Origin of the sequence: Streptomyces sp. NPDC050416, assembly GCF_044458845.1 — a bacterium.
Lineage (GTDB): Bacteria > Actinomycetota > Actinomycetes > Streptomycetales > Streptomycetaceae > Streptomyces.
Genome location: NZ_JBITII010000012.1, coordinates 234,361 through 251,418 on the forward strand (window position 1 = coordinate 234,361; position 17,058 = coordinate 251,418).

Consider the following 17,058-nt stretch of genomic DNA (forward strand, 5'->3'; position numbering starts at 1 on the left):
CCCCGAGGCGACGGCCTACGGGGCCGACCCGCCCCGGCGTCGCGCCACCAGTACCTCCAACCCGTCCAGGATCCGCTGGAGTCCGAACTCGAAGTGGTCGAAGTCGGAGCCGAAGGCGTCCTCGGAGAGTGATGCCATCACCGGGTAGCGGCCCGATGCCATGGCTTTCTCCAGCATCGGCACCTGCGCCTGCCAGAACTCCGCGTCCGTCAGGCCTGTCCGGCGCTCCGCCTCCTGCTCGTACAGCTGCGAGCGCGCGGCCCCGACGACGTATCCGTCGATCATGATGATCGCGGAGACGAGTTCGGGGTCGGTCAGCCCCATCGGGCGGATCAGGGTGAGGACTTTCTCCATGCCGTCCAGGGCGCTCGGGCCGAGGATCGGGCGGGACTGGTTGACCTGGAGCAGCCAGGGATGGCGGCGGTACAGGGCGAGGGTCTCGCGGCCCATGGCCTCCAGGGCGGCGCGCCAGCCGCCGTCGCCCAGGTCGGCCGGGTTCTTCGAGGGGCGCTGGACCCGGTCCAGCATCAGGTCGAGCAGCTCGCCCTTGCCGGGGACGTACCGGTAGAGCGACATGGTGCCGGTGCCGAGTTCCGCGGCGACGCGGCGCATGGAGAGCCCTTCCAGACCTTCCGTGTCCGCGACCTGGACGGCCGCTTCCACGATCCGGTCCAGGGTCAGGGTCGGCTTGGGCCCGCGGCTGGGACGCCGGCCGGTGTCCCACAGCAGTTCGAGGGTGCGGGCGATATCGCCGCTGCCGCTGGTCTCCGTACTGCCCGCACCACCCGTGTCGCCCGTGCCGCCAGTCCTGCCCGTGTCGCTCTCCATGGAGCCCAGCTTAGGTCCCCCGCAAAAAATTGGGTACGGTGTACGCGTAATCGGGTACGCTGTACTCAGTTTGGTGCCGGACACAGGGCACGAGCACACGGGAGGGGCGGTATGGACGGATACGCGGTGTGGGCCGAGGCGCTGGAGAAGCGGTACGGCGAGAAACGCGCCCTCGACGGCTTCGACCTGGCGGTACGCCAGGGCATGGTGCACGGCCTGCTCGGGCCGAACGGGGCGGGCAAGACCACCGCCGTCCGCATCCTGTCCACGCTGGTCCGGCTGGACGGGGGCAGGGCGACGGTCGCCGGCCTCGACGTGGCCCGGCAGCCGCGCGAGGTGCGGGCCCGGATCGGACTCACGGGGCAGTACGCGGCGGTGGACGAGGTGCTCACCGGCCGGCAGAACCTGGAGATGTTCGGCCGGCTGTTCCACCTGGGCGGCAGGCGGGCGAAGCTCAGGGCGACCGAACTGCTGGAGCAGTTCGACCTGACCGACGCCGGCGACCGGGGCGTCGGCAAGTACAGCGGCGGCATGCGGCGCCGCCTCGACCTCGCCGCGTCGATGACCCTCGCCCCGGCCGTCCTCTTCCTCGACGAGCCGACGACAGGCCTCGACCCCCGTAGCCGCGGGGAAGTGTGGGAATCCGTACGGGCGTTGGTGGCGGGCGGCACGACCGTGCTGCTGACCACGCAGTACCTGGAGGAGGCCGACAAGCTCGCCTCCCGCATCACCGTCATCGACCAGGGGCGGGCCATCGCCGACGACACCCCGGACGGGCTGAAGAACCTGGTCGGCGGCGACCGTATCGAGGTCGTGGTCGCCGAGCGGGCCGAGATCCCGCGGGTGGTGAAGGTGGTCGCCCGGGTCACGGACGGCGAACCCGAGGCGGACGAGACCGAGTTGCGGGTGCACGCCCCGGTCGCCGACCGGGTCACGGCGCTCACCGAGGTGGCGCGGACCCTCCAGGATGAGGGCGTCCGCGTCGAGGACATCGGGCTGCGCAGGCCCAGCCTCGACGACGTGTTCCTGACCCTGACCGGACACCGGACCGAGAAGGAGGCCGCAGCGTGAGTGCCGTCGACCTGAGCACCCCGAGCGCGCGGAGCGGTACGTACTGGCTGCTCGCCGACTGCTGGAACATCGTCCGGCGCGGCCTGACCCACTACCAGCGCCAGCCCGTCAACATCGCCTGGCAGCTGGGCTTCCCGATCCTGTCCGTGCTGCTCTACGGCTATGTCTTCGGCAGTGCCATGACGGTTCCGGGCGGCGGGGACTACAAGGACTTCCTGATGCCGGGCATGTTCGCGATGACCATGGCGTTCGGCTTCATCAACACGGCGACCGTCATGGTCTACGACTCCACCAAGGGCGTCATCGACCGCTTCCGCTCCATGCCGATGGCGTCCTCCGCCGTGGTGGCCGGGCGCGGCGTCACCGATCTGCTCGTCGCCTGCGCCGAGTTGGCGATCATGATGCTCACCGCGCTCGCCATGGGCTGGCGGCCGGACGGGGGCCTCGGCTTCCTGGCCGCGTTCGGGCTGCTGCTGTGGCTGCGGTTCGCGCTTACCTGGATCGGGGTGTGGCTCGGCCTGATCGTGCCCAACCCGGAGGCGGCGGGCGGCCTGTTCGCGGTCGCCTTCCCGCTGACGATGATCTCCAGCATCTTCGTCGCGCCGCAGGACATGCCCGACTGGCTGGGCTGGGTGGCCATGTGGAACCCGATCTCCTCCACGGCGGCGGCGACCCGCGAGCTGTTCGGCACGCCGGTCGGCGGCGACACCTGGGTCGAGCAGCATGCGCTGCTGATGGCGGGGGTGTGGCCGGTGATCCTGACGGCGATCTTCCTGCCGGTCGCGGTCCGGCGTTTCCGGAGGCTGAGCCGGTGAGTGCCGGGGGCGGTGCGGTGTGGTGAGCGCCGCTCCCGCCATCAGGTGAGCCTTCCCCGCCCGTGGACGACTCGTGCCGCCGGTCAGCGAGGCCCGTCCCGCCCACCGTCCGCAGACGCGGACCTGGCGAGCGGGACGTCTCCTTGGCCGACAGCGGGACGCCGCCCCCTTTGGCTGAGGCGGCCCGCGTCCAAGCACCCTGTACGGCCCGCGGCCCCCCGGCCCCCGCCGCGCGGCCCGGACGACCGGACGGGAACCGGATCACCTGGCGACGAAAGTCACCCGGAACATCTTCGGCCACCACTTGCCGGTGAGCAGGAACTCATCGGTGCCCGGGATGGCGGCGATGCCGTTCAGCACCTCGGCGGGCCGCTGCTCCTCCGGGGACAGCAGCCCCGAGGCATCGATCTGAGCGGTGACCGCGCCGGTGCCCGTGTCGACGCGCACGATCCGGTCGGAGGGCCAGACATTGGCGTAGACGCGGTCGCCCACGCATTCCAGCTCGTTGAGCCGCGGCACCGGACGGCCTCGGAGAGTGACGAGGAGTTCACCGGTCGGGGCCAGCGTGCGCGGGTCCCGGAAGGTCAGCCGGGCGGAACCGTCACTGGTGACCAGCCGCCCGTGCCCCGGCTGGTGGCATACCCCCCAGCCCTCCGCCGGGTAGGGGAGACGACGCAGCTCGGCCAGGGTTGTGGCGTCCCGCTCGATCGCGATGCGGTCCCGCCAGGTCAGCTGCCACAGCGTCGGTCCGAGGACGGTGACCCCCTCCCCGAACAGCGGTGCCGGCAGGTCGACGCGGACGGTGGGAAGCCGGCCGGGCGTGCCCCGGCGGATCGACGACTCGCCGGCCATGCCCGTCCCCTCGTAGAGGGTTCGCCCGGCCATCTCCAGGCCCTGCGTGTAGGCCTTCGGGTCGTGGGGCAGGACGTCGAGGACCCTGACCCCGAGTTGCTCGACCGGCCCCGTGGCAGGTCCGGCCGCGACCTGCGCTCGCGCTGGTGAGCGGTCGTCAGCCTGGCACGAGGTGAGCAGCGTCGCGCCTGCCAGGGCCGCGGCCGCGATGGCCGGTAGCGCCAGAAGCGCACGCGTCCGCGCGGACCGGGGCGTCGGCCGGGAGAGGCGAACCGCCGCGCCGGGTCCCCGGTGCCCGCGCACGCCGGGCCGGCGACGCGGCGCCTGCCCGCAGAGGCCCGGGCCGGTCGTACGGCCCGGGCAGGCCGCGGCGTCCCCCCTTCGCTCAGTGATGGTCTCCCCCCTCGTTCGCAGCCGCCGGGGTGGTGTCCTTCGCCGTCGGCACGGCCGGCGCGGGGAAGGTGTCGATCGTCGCGGGTTTCCCGCGGCGGCTGAGCCGGAGCCGTGGCCGGGGCGTGAGCCGGGCCAGGAGCCGGAGCCGGTTCCGGCGTCCGGAGGTCTTGGGCCGGTAGTCGTACCCGTAGCCGTACTGCTCGCTGTCGCGCTTCGCGGGCACCATGTTGAGGACGCTGCCGAGCACGGTGGCGCCGACGTCCTGCAGGGCGCGCACGGCGTCGGTGACTTGGCCCCGGGAGCTCTTCGCGTACCGGGCGGCCAGCAGGTAGCCATCGACCGCCGCGGACATCGCCGGGGTGTCCGCCACCGGGAGTACCGGCGCGGTGTCGATCACCACATGGTCGAACCTGTCGGCGAGCGAGCGCACCACGGCGCGGAACTGCGCCGAGCCCAGCATCTCCGCCGGGTTCGGCGGCAGCACCCCGCTGGCCAGCACCGAGAAGGAGCCCGCCGACTGCATCACGTCCTCGGCGTTCGCCTGGCCGATCATCACGGTGGTCAGACCGGCGTCCTGCACAAGGCCGAGCGCACCGGCCACGCGGGGGCGCCGCAGGTCCGCGTCGACCAGGCAGACCGAGGAGCCGAACTCGGCCAGGGAGGACGCCAGGTTGATCGAGATACTCGTCTTCCCCTCGGCGGGCACCGCGCTGGTCACCGCGATGACCTTGGGTGGAGCGTCGATGTCCACGAACCGGAGGTTGGTGCGCAGCCGTCTGAAGTCCTCCGCCCGCCGGCTGAACGCGTCGTCGTCCGTCGCCACCGCGTGCCGGGAGGCGCTCTGGTCGAGGACGACGCTGCCGAGTACGGCCGGTCCGCCGGTGTCGGCGAGACACCGGGCGAGGTCACCGCGGCTGCGTACCGAGGTGTCCAGCGACTCCCGTGCGACCGCCAGGCCGGTGCCGAGGCCCAGACCGGCCATGAGCCCGAGTGCGAGGTTGATCACCAGATTCGGGGAAGCCGGCTTCTTGGGCTTGCTGGCGTGCTCGGTGATGCTCAGCCGGACGGGCGAGTGCCGGGCGCCCTCCGGTTGTTCGATCCTGGCGATGACCTCGGCGAAGCGGTGGGCGACCGCGTCGCTGATCCGGGCCGCCCGGGACGGCTGGGTGTCCGTGACGGTGATCTTGAGGAGGACCGTTTCCAGCGGTACCTCCGTGGTGATCTTCCGGGCCAGTTGCGAGGGCGACATGTCCAGGCGCAGAAACTCGATGACCGGTTCGGTCACGCGGGGGCTGGTGGCCACTTCCGCGTAGGAGCGGACGCGAGCCTGGGCGAAGGTGTTGCCCTGATTGAGCTTGACCGTGTCGTCCCAGTCCTGCAGAGACACGAAGAGCGTCGAGGTGGCGCGGTACTGCGGTGTGATGGTGTGGGTGACGAACGCGCCGACCGCTGTTCCCAGCAGACCCAGTGCCACGATGGCGCGCCAGCGCCTGACCAGGAATCGAAGATAGTCGGACAGATCCATACCCATCCCAAGGTGTGCAGAGAGCGACAATAACGACATTTATTGGCTGAGTGATCGTATCCGTGATATGCGGTGGAAACGTGCATGAGTGACCGTCTTCCGCCGAGTCGGCCGGACCGGATCAGCCCCCGCACGGACCGCTCGGGAGCACCCTGGCGTGCAGGGGACGCACCAGTGGCTGACGCAGCACGAAGGGAGAACGGTCCTCAGAGCGCTCCAGCAAGTGGAGTACGAGGGTGCGTGTGGCGCCCGCGGGCAGCTCGACGCCGAGGGTGAAGACCGGGTGGCCCCGCTCGGCGCCGTGACTCAGCTGAGCGGGGCGGCCGTCCAGGGTGGCACCGGAGAGGGTGGCCTCCGAACTGGCGTAGTAGGACACCAGCAGGCGGTTGTCACCCGGCCGCGTGTCGTAGGGCGGGTCGTCCACCCGCTGGACGACGTACGGCGGGAGTCCCGACACCGGGGCCCGGTTGGTCAGGCGCACGGTCACGGTGACCTCGCGCCGGCCATCGACGCACCGGCCCGGTGCCCACACGAGTCGACGGTCGAGGTAGTAGTCGAGCTTCGTACCCGCCGCGTTGTTGACGACCAGCCCGGCCAGCGGAACGGATCTTCCGGGCAGCGCTCCGCCGAACGACCGCGCCAGGAGCTCGCGCTGCTCCGCCGAGTGCCCACTCCACACCTTGATCCGTCCCTCTTCCAACTGCCGGTGCAGTGCCGAGAAGAGGGCGGTCCGGCGTGCGGGTTCGGCCGAGGCGCCGAGCAGCCGGACGGCCACCGCACGCGCCACGTCGAGGAAGTACGCCTTTCGCTGCCTGAAGTTCGGGTGGCGCGCGTAGCTGGCGCGCTCGCTGAGATCCACGACGTTGTGGGCGGTGACGGCGCTTCCGTCGCGCGTCCGGGCAGGGCCGGAGGCGGCGAGCAGCCCGGAGACCGCACCTGGGTCCAGGCCGAAGGCGCCGTCGACGCGCTGGCCGCTGTGCCGCTGCCACGCCGCCGCCCAGATCCGCGCCGCGTACGGGAAGTGCGGGCTCATGTTGGAGTTCACCCAGGTCCGGGTCGGGGCGCTGGGGCCGTAGAGCCCGTGGAACTCCGCTCCCAGGTCCACGTCCGCGTACGCCTCGCTCAGTTCGGTGTCGTTCCCGAAGTGCTCGAAGCCGAGCCGGCCCCGGTCCGCCCTGAGCACCGCGAAGGCTCCGGGCAGCCCGCCCGTGCCACGAGCCTCGGCGGTGTTCTCGAACACCACCAGATACCGCCGCGGTCCGTCCCCACCGAGCATCGAGGGCATCAACCGGGCCGCCGCCGCGGCATCGTGGGTGAGAGGGGCGATCCGATCGAGCTGTCGTGCGAGTCGGGTGCGCGCCCGGTCGGTGGCCGGCAGCCAGGTGCCGTGCGGGAGGGCGTCGACATCGGTGCGTACCCCGGATGCGCTGCGCGAGGCCTGTCCGAGAAGGGGAGCCACACGACGCAGCGCGGAGAGGTTCAGGTGCCCTCCGTCGTCCGTCCCGGTGGATTCCAGCTCCGCGACGGCGCGCGCCAAGGGGGAAAGCACGTCGTGGGTCAGCCGGTCGGAGGCCTCCGCGATACCGCGTACGGTACGGACAGGGCCGCCGAGGAGGGGCAGCTGGGCCGCCGGGAACCAGGCGGGGCCGGTCGTGAGCCGATGCGCTCGGGCGGTGTGGCCGGCGGCGTCGCGTACCGCGTCCCGCGCTCTCGCGGTCGGCTTCGCCGGCGGGGCGGCCGCGGTGGCCGGGTCCGCTGCGGGCTGCGCGAGGTGCTGCCCGCGCAGTGCCTCCAGACTTCGCTGGGCGGCCAGCAGCTCATTACGGGCCAGTACTCCGGTGACCGCGATCCAGACGGCACCGGCCAGGAGCAGTCCGGCCGCGGCGTACAGCGGCATCCTGACGCGACGGTCGCGCAGTCGGCGGACGATGACGGCGGGCAGGGCCCACTCCTTGCACCGGCGTGGAATCCACCGGGCCCGCTCCGTACCGAGCGGGGGTTCCTGCCCCCACGGCGCACCCCGGCGAGTCCTGGACATCTGATGTCACTCCCTGGCTGATCTCGTTCGCTGGGGTCCGGGGCTCCGCAACGCCCTGCGGGGACACCGGATGTGGAGGTGAGTCGCACCGCGCGACGCGCGGGCGCCGGCTCAGTAGGCGCCGTCACCGCGCAGTACGGCGGGGAGGGTCCGGCAGAGGATCGCCAGGTCCAGCCTGATCGACCAGGTGTCGACGTACTCGAGATCCAGACGCAGGGCGTCCTCCCAGGAGAGGTCGGACCGTCCGCTCACCTGCCAGAGACCGGTGATCCCGGGCCGGACCAGCAGACGGCGGCGGGCCTCCCCGGTGAACGCCGAGTCCACGACCGGGAGCGGACGCGGACCCACCAGCGACATCTGCCCCCGCAGCACATTGACCAGCTGCGGCAGCTCGTCCAGGGAGTAACGGCGCAACCAGCGCCCGGCCGCGGTCACCCGCGGGTCCTCACGGATCTTGAAGAGGTGCCCGTCCGCCTCGTTGCGTCTCTCCATGGCGGTGCGCAGCCGCTCCGAACCGACGTGCATCGTCCTCAGCTTGAGGACATCGAACTCCTTGCCGCGCCAGCCGGTGCGGCGCTGGCGGAACAGCAGCGGGCCCGGACTGTCGAGCTTCACCGCGACGGCGGCGGCGAGCAGCACCGGCGCCACGCACAGGAGCAGGACGGCGGCCCCCACGCAGTCGATGAACCGCTTGGCCGCCCGGACTCCGCCGTGCGCCCGCCCACAGGGAGCCGGCCGGTGAGGAGCCGTCTTCTCAGCGGATACCGGCATCGCGCATCCCTTCGTCTTCTGCGGCAGAACGGGTGAAACGCGCCCTGGCTGGGGGCATTGGGACCCGCCTGACGTATCAAACGGTCTATTTCTGACCAATGAATAGAAACACGACATCGATCTGAGCTTCGGCAATGACACCGAAGCTCGCCCTCGTCCACCTGCTTGGACGGGGCGGCCGAGAGGACCTGCATGCGTGCAGTAGTGACGGGTGGGGCTGGGTTCCTCGGCTCCCATCTGTGCGAGCGGCTGCTTCAGGAGGACCACGAAGTCGTCTGCGTGGACAACTTCCTGACGTCCAGCCCCGAGAACATCGAGCACCTCATGGGCGACCCGCACTTCCGGTTCCGCCACCGGGACGTCACCCAGGGCGTGGACGAGCCCGGGCCGGTGGACGCCGTCTTCCACATGGCGTCACCAGCCTCGCCCGCCGACTACCTGAGACTGCCCCTGGAGACACTCCGGGTGGGCTCGGCCGGCACCTGGCACGCCTTGGACCTGGCCGCGGCCAAGGGCGCCCGCTTCCTGCTGGCCTCCACCTCCGAGTCGTACGGCGACCCGCTGGTCCATCCTCAGCCGGAGAGCTACTGGGGACATGTGAACCCCGTGGGCCCGCGCTCGGTGTACGACGAGGCGAAGCGCTTCGGTGAGGCACTGACGATGGCGTACCGCAGGAGCCGCGGTGTGGACGCCAAGATCGTGCGCATCTTCAACACCTTCGGGCCGAGGATGCGCCCGGACGACGGACGGGCGATCCCCACCTTCATGCGCCAGGCGCTGAGCGGGGAGCCGATCACGGTCACCGGTGACGGCAGCCAGACCAGGTCCCTGTGCTACGTCGACGACGTGGTCGAAGGCCTGTTGCTCATGATGGCCGGCGACCACGGCGGACCCGTCAACCTGGGCAATCCCCACGAAGTCACCATGCTGGAGCTGGCGCAGTGGATCGGCAAGCTCACCCGGTCGCGCTCCGAGATCACCCTCATCCCCCGTCCCCAGGACGACCCCGAGCGACGGCGTCCCGACATCACCCTGGCCCGCGAGCTGCTGAACTGGGAGCCCACGACTCCCCTGGAGCGTGGCCTGGGCGACACCGTCACGTACTTCCGCCGGCGTCTGTCCGTCGGGGAGTGCGCCGGGAGCGGCCCGCGGCCCGCCGGATCCACGCCGAGCTCCGCCGCCGCCTCATGACCGCCCCTCCGAGCAGTCGAACGATGCCGGTGACCGCTCCCGTGGTCGAGTGCCTCGGTGTGCCCATCACCGCGCACACCCGCGACAGCGCGGCCCGCCATGTCGTGCACCTGGCCGGCCGGATGCGCGAGGCACGGCAGGGACTCACCGACGAACCCGGCGCCTCCGGCGGCCGGCCTGGCAGTGACGTTCACCTGTCCAACGCCTACACGCTCGCCCTGGCCGACCGGGACCCCGAACTGCGCGGGATCCTCCGATCAGCCTCCCTCAACCTCCCTGACGGGCAACCGGTCGTGTGGGCCAACCGGCTGCTCTACCCGAGCACCGCCCTGCCGGGCACACGGGTCTACGGCCCCGACCTCCTCACGGACGTCTTCGCCCTGACCGAGCACACCGACCTGAACCACTACCTACTCGGCTCCACGCCCCAGGTCCTCGACGCACTCCACCGGGAGCTGCGGCGGCGCTATCCCGGGGCGCGGATCGTGGGCACCAGCTCCCCGCCCTTCCGTCCCCTGACCGCCCACGAACGGCGGGAGCAGGTGGAGCAGATCCGCTCCGCCGCGGCCGACATCGTCTGGGTCGGACTCGGCACCCCCAAGCAGGACCGCTGGGCCGCCGAACTGTGCGACGCACTGCCCGTGGTGGCCGTGGCCGTGGGCGCGGCCTTCGACTTCGTCGCCGGCAACAAGCCGCAGGCACCGCACTGGATGCGGCACAACGGACTGGAATGGCTGTTCCGGCTCGGCTGCGAACCCCGCCGCCTGTGGCGCCGGTACCTGTTCGGCAACGCGCGCTTCGTCCACGGGGTGGTGCGCCAGGCGACACAGCCGGTGCGAGCGGACAGCGGTGCGGTGATCGAGGCACCCGATCGCCTGAATTCGGGCCGCCTCGCCCGCCGCGGCCGAAAGACTCCCGCCAGGGTTCCCGAGGTGCGGTCATGACGATCACCCCGGTGAGCCCCCGAGACACCCGGCGGCGCGTCGTCGTGGTGCAGCCCTACGTCCCCGGTTATCGGACATCGTTCTTCAATCACCTGCAGGAACGGCTGAACTCCGAGGGTGTTGCCCTGGAAGTGCTGTACGGGCTCGTACCACCGCAGCAGGCGGCCCGGCGCGACGCCGCTCCCTGCGCCTGCGCGGTACAGGTACCTTCGCGACGGCTGCCCGCTCCCGGCGGACGGTCTCTTCTCTGGCGTCAGGTGACGGACCGGGCCGCTTCCGCCGATGTGGTGGTACTGGAGCAGGCACTGCGGAATCTGGAGGCCTACCCGCTGTTGTTGCGCCAGATGGTCCGACGGGCCGGGGGACACCCGCCGCGGATCGCGTTCTGGGGCCACGGGCGCACCTACACCAAGAAGACGAGCCGGCTCCAGGAGGTTGCCAAGGACGCCCTCACGAGGCAGGCCGCCTGGTTCTTCGCCTACACGGAAGGGGGAGCCTCGTACGTCAGCTCGCGGGGCTTCCCCCGCGAAAGGATCACCGTCCTGCGCAACTCCGTGGACACCACGGAGCTGACAGTCACGCGTGACCGGGCGGACATCCAGGGCACGCCCGAACATGCCGCAGTCGCGGCGCTGCGCGAACGCCACCGTCTCGAACCGGGACGAACGGCACTGTACGTGGGGGGACTTGACGCCCCCAAGCGAATCCCCTTCCTGCTGCAGTCCGCGCGGCGGGTCGCGGCCGGGCTGCCGAGTTTCAAGCTGCTGGTGGCGGGAGACGGTGTCGACCGGCCCCTGGTGGAAGCCGTGGCCTGCGCACCGGACAGCCCGGTGGTGGCTCTGGGCCACCGTGCCGGCCGGGACGTCGCACTGCTCGGAGCGGTATCGGACGTCATGCTGATGCCCGGGCGGGTGGGACTGTGCGCGGTGGACTCGTTCGCCCTCCGGACCCCCATCGTCACCACCGACTGGCCATGGCACGCGCCCGAGTTCGAATACCTGGAGCACGGACGAAACGCCGTTGTCAGCCGAGACGATCCGCAGGCCTACGCGGTGGCGGTGCAGCGGGTGCTGAACGACCGTTCCCACCTGGAATCTCTGCGCGAAGCGTGCCGCAAGGACGCCACCGCCTACACGGCGGACGGCATGGCGGAGCGCTTCTGTGGCGGGTTGCTGCATATTCTCGGGAGCAATGTGTGACCCGACTTGAGGAACTTCACGGACCGGCGAGCGAATCAATGAAGGGTGTCAGTGAAATGACGGTTCCGAGGTCGCCGGACAGATGGACGAATTCGCGCGCATACGGTGTCCTGCCCGTTGGGCTTCGGCGCTCGATCACCAAGCCTGTCCGCAGTATGCGGCCATGGCTCTACGGGCCATGGCCCGCCGCCCTCAACGGGCAGCGATTCCGTCAGGACCTGTTCCGCTCCCTGGTGCGCGAACTCCAGCCCCGGGCGGTCTTCGAATCCGGAACCTACTGCGGAGGGTCGACGCAGTTCCTGTGGCACCTGTCCGGTGCTCCCGTGTTCACCGTCGAGAAGAATCGCGGATTCGCGCGCTGCGCCGCGATGCGTTTCCGCGGAAATCCAGACGTCCGGGTGCTCAACGAGGACTCCCGGGATGCTCTGCGGACGCTGCGTGACTCCGCACGGTTTCCCCGGTCGCGCGTCCTGTTCTACCTGGACGCCCACTGGGAGAAGGATCTCCCCCTCCGGGAGGAAGTCGACATCATCACCAAGGCGTGGACGGATTCGGTCATCGTCATCGACGACTTCAAGGTCCCCGACGACGCCGGGTACGAATTCGACACCTACGGCGACCTGCAGCTGTCGATGGAGTATCTCGGGGACACCGCCGCGCCCTATGACACGTTCTGGCCGAACTGCCCGTCCGGCATGGAGAGCGGGCGCCGGCGCGGCTGCGTGGTGCTGGCCGCCCCGGGTGTCGCGCAGCAGGTGTCCGAGCTCCCTGAAGTGCGTCGCGCCGATGCCCTCGCAGTGCCCGAGCGGTGAGGCGCGGACCGGGAGGGGAGGCCATGGGGCGGTCGGCGGCACCCGTGACGCGGGTGGTCGTGCTGATCGCCTGTCACAACCGTCGCGAAACCACGGTCCGGTGCCTGCGGTCGCTGATCGGGCAGGGCGGACCCGAGGTCTCGGTGCGTGTCGTTCTCACCGACGACGGCAGCACCGACGGCACCGCACGCGCTGCCCGCGAGGCATGGCCAGGCATCCATGTGCTCCAGGGCAACGGCAGGCTGTTCTGGGCGAAGGCGATGGCACTCGCGGCGTCGGCCGCGGGCGACTACGACTTCCTCCTCTGGCTCAACGACGACGTGATCTTGGACCCCGGAGCGCTGTCGGACTTGCTCCGCACCCACGGGTCGCTCTCCGGTTCGGACAAGGGTGACCTGATCGTCGTGGGCGCTCTGCGTGATCCGCACTCCGACGCGGTGACGTACTCGGGTGTTCACCGGCGCAGCCGTCTGCGCCCGGTGCACTTCACCACGGTCGCTCCGGCCGAAAGGCCGGTTCGCGCCGAGACCATGAACGGGAACCTGGTACTGATCCCCCGCCCTGTGGCCGAACGTGTCGGGCAGATCGACGCCGGCTTCAGCCATGGGCTGGCCGACTTCGACTACGGTCTGCGCGCCGGGCGCCTCGGATGTGCCGTCTGGGTCGCAGCCGGAACGCTGGGCACCTGTGCGCGCAACCCCACAGCGGGGAGCTGGACCGATCCCGCTCTGACCGTCCGGCAGCGGATGCGTCTGGCGTGCGCCCCGAAGGGCCTTCCACCGGGCAGCTGGTTGCGGTTCACGCGGCGGCACGCCGGTCCCGTATGGCCGCTGTACTGGCTCTCACCGTACGCGCGGCTCCTCGCCGGTGCGGCTCTCGTCCGAATGCGCGGTGGAGCGCGGGTCCTTGGCAGGTAGTTCCGAAACAGCCCGGGAAAATCCGAACGCCATACGGCAGGAAATCCCGACTTCGTCCATGCGGCTCTGCGGCGCGTGCGACGGGTTCGTTCCATACAGCCATGGCAAACTGATCCGGCGTGGGCTGCCACGCGCGGCGGAGGAGGAACCGTGACAAGCGGAGTGGATATGCAGCGCGCCGCGACTGCGGATATCTGCGGCAACCGGGATGACTGGTCCTTCCATGTCACCAGCGATCCGCTGACTCGTTTCCTGCGCGATCGTCGTTTGCGGATCGCTCTGCACATGCTGCGCGGGCGGGGACTTCTTGATCCGGCAGGGCAGAGTGTTCTGATCGTGTGCGGTGGTGTGGGCGGGGAAGGCGTCTTCCTCAGCCGTTGCGGGTTCACTGACGTCACGGTCAGCGATCTGTCCGAAGAGGCACTCGGGGTCTGCCGCAGCCTTGATCCGAAAATTCGGACCATGCCTCTGAACGCGGAGAACATGGCCGAGATTCCCGACTCCAGTTACGACCTGGTACTGGTCCAGGACGGCCTGCACCATTTGCCGCGGCCGGTCCTGGGTTTCACGGAGATGCTTCGGGTGGCCCGGAAGGCCGTCGTCGTGATCGAGCCGCACGAGGGTCTGGTGGGCAGGATCATCGGCACCGAGTGGGAGCGGCAAGGGGAATTCGTCAACTATGTCTTCCGGTGGAATCGCTCGCTGGTGAACCAGGCCACCCGAAGTTATCTCCTGTGCCCGCAGGCCGTCGTGCTGCTCCGCAGGCTGTGGGACCACAACCTCGCCGTCGGCAAGGTGGCGGGCCGCTTCCCGGAGCGTTGGCGCCTGGCGGCGGCCAAGGCCGTCTACCAAGCGCTGCGGCCGGTGAACCGGCTCGGCAACATGATGGTCGCGGTGGTGGTGAAGGCGGACGGCGACCCGGCACACCGGAGCGGACGGTGAACCTCGCACACGAACCGGGCCCGGAACTGATTGCGATGTACGCGCCGGCCTGCCGGTCAGTTGTACCGCGATGATCCGAGGCGCGCCGCCCGAGAGGCCCACATCGAGGGCGACCAAAGGGCTGCGATGGACGCTTTTCGGGACGTTCGCAACGTTCGTGGCCCAGTTGGCGTACACCGCGGTGATGAGCCGGCTGCTCACACCGGGAGACTTCGGGTTGCTCGCGCTCGCCCTGTTCGTGCTCCGCTTCGTGAGCCACTTCGCGCAGGGAGGTCTGAGCTCGGCCATCGTGCAGCGTCCCGTACTGGAAGCACGTGACCTCCGGGCGACTTTCACCCTCAGTATCACAACCGGACTCGTCGCCTATGCGGTGCTCTGGCTGCTGGCGCCGTACGCCGTCACGATCCTGGGCGCTCCCCCGGCGCTGACATCCGTGTGCCGAGCGCTGGGGCTCACCTTGGTGATCTCCGCCGTGGGCTCGACCGCCACCGGGCTCCTCCGCAGATCCATGCGCTACCGGACCATCGCGCTGATCGAGCTCGGCTCCTATGTGGCCGGGTACTGCGGTATCGGCCTCATGTCCGCGCTGACGGGGAGTGGGATCTGGAGCCTGGTGTACGCAGCCATCGGCCAGTCCGCACTGATGACGCTCGGGAGTTACACGTTCGCGAGGCACGACCTTCGGCTGCTGGTCGCCGGCGTTCCGATGAGGAAGATGTCATCGTTCGGCGCGAAAGTGTCACTCGTGGGATTCCTTGAGTTCCTGACGATCGGCATCGACAACCTCCTTGTCGGCAGATATGCGGGCATTGAGGCGCTGGGGCAGTACAACCGGGCCATACTGATCGCCGTGCTGCCGTTGCAACAAATCGCCACGGCGGTCGGGAAGGTGCTCTTCCCGATCTTCAGCCGTATGCAACTCGACCATGAGCGGCTCAGGAGCGCCTACCTCGACAGTATGGCGCTGTCCACTCTTCTCTTTCTGCCGATGGCGGCCGCCATCGGTGCCGGCGCCAGCAGTTTCGTGCTCGTTCTGCTGGGTGAAGGCTGGCACTTGGCCGCCCAACTCGTTCCCGTTCTGGCGGCAGCAGCAGCGCTGCATGTCGTCGTGTATTTCCCGGCATCGATGGCGGAGGCGATCGGGAAAGTGCCGATGAAGGCGTTGATCGAATGTCTGCATCTGGCAACCCTGTTGCTGGGTGCCGGCCTCGTGGTGGTGTGCGATGGCGGACTCCTCGGCTTGGTCACCGCCGTGCTGGTGGGCCGCCTCCTTCAACACACCCTGTACCTGTTGTGGATGGACCGGGTGATTCCGAGGTCTCTGCGGCAGGTACTGAAGGTCTATGCGCAGTCCGTCGCTGTCGCAGTGGCCGTCGGGCTGGCCGTTGCCGGTGTCGGCCGTGCGATCGGGGAGTTCGCGCCCACGCTTGTGACGCTGATCGCCCAGGTCGCCACGATGGGACTCGCGGGCGTCTCGGTTGTCCTCTGGGGCGGTTGTCTCGACGGTATCCGGGTCGCGCGAGAGCGTGCACTGATCCCGACATCACTCGTGACGAAGACCAGGAAGGCTGCCGCATGCGAGTAGCGATCGCTGCACCCATCGACCTCCGGTACTTGTCGCGGATGCTCGACCCAGCCCTCGAAAGCAGTGTCCCCGAGGGGATGGTGGCGCCGGTGGCCACTTCCTTGGCTGTGGAGCTGTGCCGCAGCGACCACGAGATCACCGTCGTCACACTCAGTACTGACGTGACGGTCCCGGTGCAGCGGCGTATCGGGGCCGCGCAGGTCCTGGTCGGTCCTTATCGTGCGCGGCACCGCGCCAGGGACGCATTCCGGCACGAGCGGAACACCGTGCGGGAGCTGCTCGATTCAGTGGACACCGATCTGGTCCACGCCCACTGGACGTACGAGTTCGGATTGGGTGCGCTCGCGAGCAGGCACCCCTGCCTCATCAGCGTGCACGACTGGGCCCCGGCGATTCTGCGTCATCATCCTGATCCCTATCGGTTGGTCAGACTACTGATGCAGGTTCGTTGCCTGGGAAAGACGCGGGAACTCGCCGCGGTCTCGCCCTATATTCAAAACCGACTCCGGGGCATCGGCCGACGTTCTGCATATCTCCTACCCAATGGACTTCCCTCCAAGTTCTTTGCGAACAGCCCGCCGATGCGCGACGCGCCGGTACATCAAATCCTCTCGGTGAATTCGCATTTTTCTTCGCTGAAGAATGTGGGTGCTCTGCTTCAAGCTTTTCAGACGGTTCGAGAACAACTTGGTGATGTCGAACTGATTCTGGTGGGCCGGGATTTTGAAGCCGGCGGCCCGGCAGAGACCTGGGCACGCGCGCGTGGTCTTGCCGTCGGAACCGTATTCGCTGGTCCCATGCGGGCCGAGGACATCCTCACGGCCATGGATCGTGCTGATATCTTCGTGGCTCCCACGCTGGAGGAATCATTCGGCATGACGGTCCTCGAAGCCATGGCGCGAGGGTTGCCGATCGTGGCGGGCCACGCCTCAGGCGCGGTCCCGTGGCTGCTCGGGTTCGGCAGCGCGGGAGATCTGGTTGACGTCCGGCAACCGGATCAGATCGCTGCCGCGGTTGTCCGCATGGCTCGCGACCCTGAGCGCAGGATGCTGCTGAGCGGCCAAGCGCTACGCCGTGCCCAGCGTTTCGCTTGGCCCAGCCTGGTGCGCTCCTATGAAGCCCGGTACCGCCGTTTCGCCACGGCCAGCGGTGGGCACCGCTGATTCCCTCGGACA

At 69.5% G+C, this 17,058-nt stretch carries 15 protein-coding genes; 10 read left to right on the plus strand and 5 right to left on the minus strand.

From position 1 onward, the window contains the following. Positions 1 to 15: 15 nt before the first annotated feature. Positions 16 to 828 (minus strand): TetR/AcrR family transcriptional regulator, encoded by an 813-nt coding sequence (locus tag ACIBL4_RS32570; protein WP_399415354.1) that lies wholly within the window; start codon positions 826 to 828, stop codon positions 16 to 18. Between the two features lie 111 nt (positions 829 to 939). On the opposite strand from ACIBL4_RS32570, the gene ACIBL4_RS32575 reads away from it, so the two are divergent. Beyond that, on the plus strand, positions 940 to 1,899 hold the full coding sequence (locus tag ACIBL4_RS32575) for an ATP-binding cassette domain-containing protein (RefSeq protein ID WP_399415355.1): 960 nt from the start codon (positions 940 to 942) through the stop codon (positions 1,897 to 1,899). Then, complete coding sequence (locus tag ACIBL4_RS32580) at positions 1,896 to 2,714, plus strand: ABC transporter permease (protein ID WP_399415356.1); 819 nt, start codon at positions 1,896 to 1,898, stop codon at positions 2,712 to 2,714. The genes ACIBL4_RS32575 and ACIBL4_RS32580 overlap by 4 nt, the downstream gene beginning before the upstream one ends. 261 nt (positions 2,715 to 2,975) lie before the next feature. Here ACIBL4_RS32580 and ACIBL4_RS32585 read toward each other — a convergent pair whose 3' ends face one another. The 4 genes from ACIBL4_RS32585 to ACIBL4_RS32600 all read right to left on the minus strand — a co-directional run bounded on the left by ACIBL4_RS32585 (position 2,976) and on the right by ACIBL4_RS32600 (position 8,293). Continuing rightward, complete coding sequence (locus ACIBL4_RS32585) at positions 2,976 to 3,869, minus strand: glutaminyl-peptide cyclotransferase (protein WP_399415357.1); 894 nt, start codon at positions 3,867 to 3,869, stop codon at positions 2,976 to 2,978. 82 nt (positions 3,870 to 3,951) lie between these two features. Next, entirely contained in the window at positions 3,952 to 5,484 is a 1,533-nt protein-coding gene (locus ACIBL4_RS32590; protein ID WP_399415358.1) for a polysaccharide biosynthesis tyrosine autokinase, read from the minus strand. Between the two features lie 121 nt (positions 5,485 to 5,605). Continuing rightward, positions 5,606 to 7,522, minus strand: a complete 1,917-nt coding sequence (locus ACIBL4_RS32595) for a DUF4012 domain-containing protein (protein WP_399415360.1) — start codon at positions 7,520 to 7,522, stop codon at positions 5,606 to 5,608. A 111-nt stretch (positions 7,523 to 7,633) separates the two neighbouring features. Further along, the gene (locus ACIBL4_RS32600) at positions 7,634 to 8,293 is read right to left on the minus strand and encodes a sugar transferase (RefSeq protein WP_399415361.1); all 660 of its coding nucleotides are present in this window, start codon (positions 8,291 to 8,293) and stop codon (positions 7,634 to 7,636) included. A gap of 192 nt (positions 8,294 to 8,485) precedes the next feature. Here ACIBL4_RS32600 and ACIBL4_RS32605 point away from each other — a divergent pair, with 192 nt between their 5' ends. The 8 genes from ACIBL4_RS32605 (at position 8,486) to ACIBL4_RS32640 (ending at position 17,046) form a co-directional block, all read left to right on the plus strand. Further along, positions 8,486 to 9,484 carry a UDP-glucuronic acid decarboxylase family protein gene (locus ACIBL4_RS32605; RefSeq protein WP_399415362.1) on the plus strand — a complete coding sequence of 333 codons (999 nt, stop codon included), beginning with the start codon at positions 8,486 to 8,488 and terminating at the stop codon, positions 9,482 to 9,484. Positions 9,485 to 9,507: 23 nt separating this feature from the next. Continuing rightward, positions 9,508 to 10,428 carry a WecB/TagA/CpsF family glycosyltransferase gene (locus ACIBL4_RS32610; RefSeq protein WP_399415363.1) on the plus strand — a complete coding sequence of 307 codons (921 nt, stop codon included), beginning with the start codon at positions 9,508 to 9,510 and terminating at the stop codon, positions 10,426 to 10,428. Next, positions 10,425 to 11,627 (plus strand): glycosyltransferase family 4 protein, encoded by a 1,203-nt coding sequence (locus ACIBL4_RS32615; RefSeq protein ID WP_399415364.1) that lies wholly within the window; start codon positions 10,425 to 10,427, stop codon positions 11,625 to 11,627. The genes ACIBL4_RS32610 and ACIBL4_RS32615 overlap by 4 nt, the downstream gene beginning before the upstream one ends. Further along, positions 11,624 to 12,439 carry a hypothetical protein gene (locus tag ACIBL4_RS32620; RefSeq protein ID WP_399415365.1) on the plus strand — a complete coding sequence of 272 codons (816 nt, stop codon included), beginning with the start codon at positions 11,624 to 11,626 and terminating at the stop codon, positions 12,437 to 12,439. The genes ACIBL4_RS32615 and ACIBL4_RS32620 overlap by 4 nt, the downstream gene beginning before the upstream one ends. A gap of 23 nt (positions 12,440 to 12,462) precedes the next feature. Further along, positions 12,463 to 13,356 (plus strand): glycosyltransferase family 2 protein, encoded by an 894-nt coding sequence (locus ACIBL4_RS32625; RefSeq protein WP_399415366.1) that lies wholly within the window; start codon positions 12,463 to 12,465, stop codon positions 13,354 to 13,356. Positions 13,357 to 13,506: 150 nt separating this feature from the next. Then, on the plus strand, positions 13,507 to 14,298 hold the full coding sequence (locus ACIBL4_RS32630) for a class I SAM-dependent methyltransferase (RefSeq protein WP_399415368.1): 792 nt from the start codon (positions 13,507 to 13,509) through the stop codon (positions 14,296 to 14,298). 70 nt (positions 14,299 to 14,368) lie between these two features. Beyond that, the gene (locus ACIBL4_RS32635) at positions 14,369 to 15,883 is read left to right on the plus strand and encodes a lipopolysaccharide biosynthesis protein (RefSeq protein ID WP_399415369.1); all 1,515 of its coding nucleotides are present in this window, start codon (positions 14,369 to 14,371) and stop codon (positions 15,881 to 15,883) included. Then, positions 15,874 to 17,046: a glycosyltransferase family 4 protein gene (locus ACIBL4_RS32640; protein WP_399415370.1), complete on the plus strand. Its 1,173-nt coding sequence runs from the start codon at positions 15,874 to 15,876 to the stop codon at positions 17,044 to 17,046. Before ACIBL4_RS32635 ends, ACIBL4_RS32640 begins: the two co-directional genes overlap by 10 nt. Positions 17,047 to 17,058: the final 12 nt, after the last annotated feature.

Coding starts and splice junctions, on each gene's coding strand:
- ACIBL4_RS32570 (WP_399415354.1), bottom strand. CDS start 828: ATGGAGAGCGACACGGGCAGGACTGGCGGCACGGGCGACACGGGTGGT.
- ACIBL4_RS32575 (WP_399415355.1), top strand. CDS start 940: ATGGACGGATACGCGGTGTGGGCCGAGGCGCTGGAGAAGCGGTACGGC.
- ACIBL4_RS32590 (WP_399415358.1), bottom strand. CDS start 5,484: ATGGATCTGTCCGACTATCTTCGATTCCTGGTCAGGCGCTGGCGCGCC.
- ACIBL4_RS32595 (WP_399415360.1), bottom strand. CDS start 7,522: ATGTCCAGGACTCGCCGGGGTGCGCCGTGGGGGCAGGAACCCCCGCTC.
- ACIBL4_RS32600 (WP_399415361.1), bottom strand. CDS start 8,293: ATGCCGGTATCCGCTGAGAAGACGGCTCCTCACCGGCCGGCTCCCTGT.
- ACIBL4_RS32605 (WP_399415362.1), top strand. CDS start 8,486: ATGCGTGCAGTAGTGACGGGTGGGGCTGGGTTCCTCGGCTCCCATCTG.
- ACIBL4_RS32610 (WP_399415363.1), top strand. CDS start 9,508: ATGCCGGTGACCGCTCCCGTGGTCGAGTGCCTCGGTGTGCCCATCACC.
- ACIBL4_RS32615 (WP_399415364.1), top strand. CDS start 10,425: ATGACGATCACCCCGGTGAGCCCCCGAGACACCCGGCGGCGCGTCGTC.
- ACIBL4_RS32625 (WP_399415366.1), top strand. CDS start 12,463: ATGGGGCGGTCGGCGGCACCCGTGACGCGGGTGGTCGTGCTGATCGCC.
- ACIBL4_RS32635 (WP_399415369.1), top strand. CDS start 14,369: ATGATCCGAGGCGCGCCGCCCGAGAGGCCCACATCGAGGGCGACCAAA.
- ACIBL4_RS32640 (WP_399415370.1), top strand. CDS start 15,874: ATGCGAGTAGCGATCGCTGCACCCATCGACCTCCGGTACTTGTCGCGG.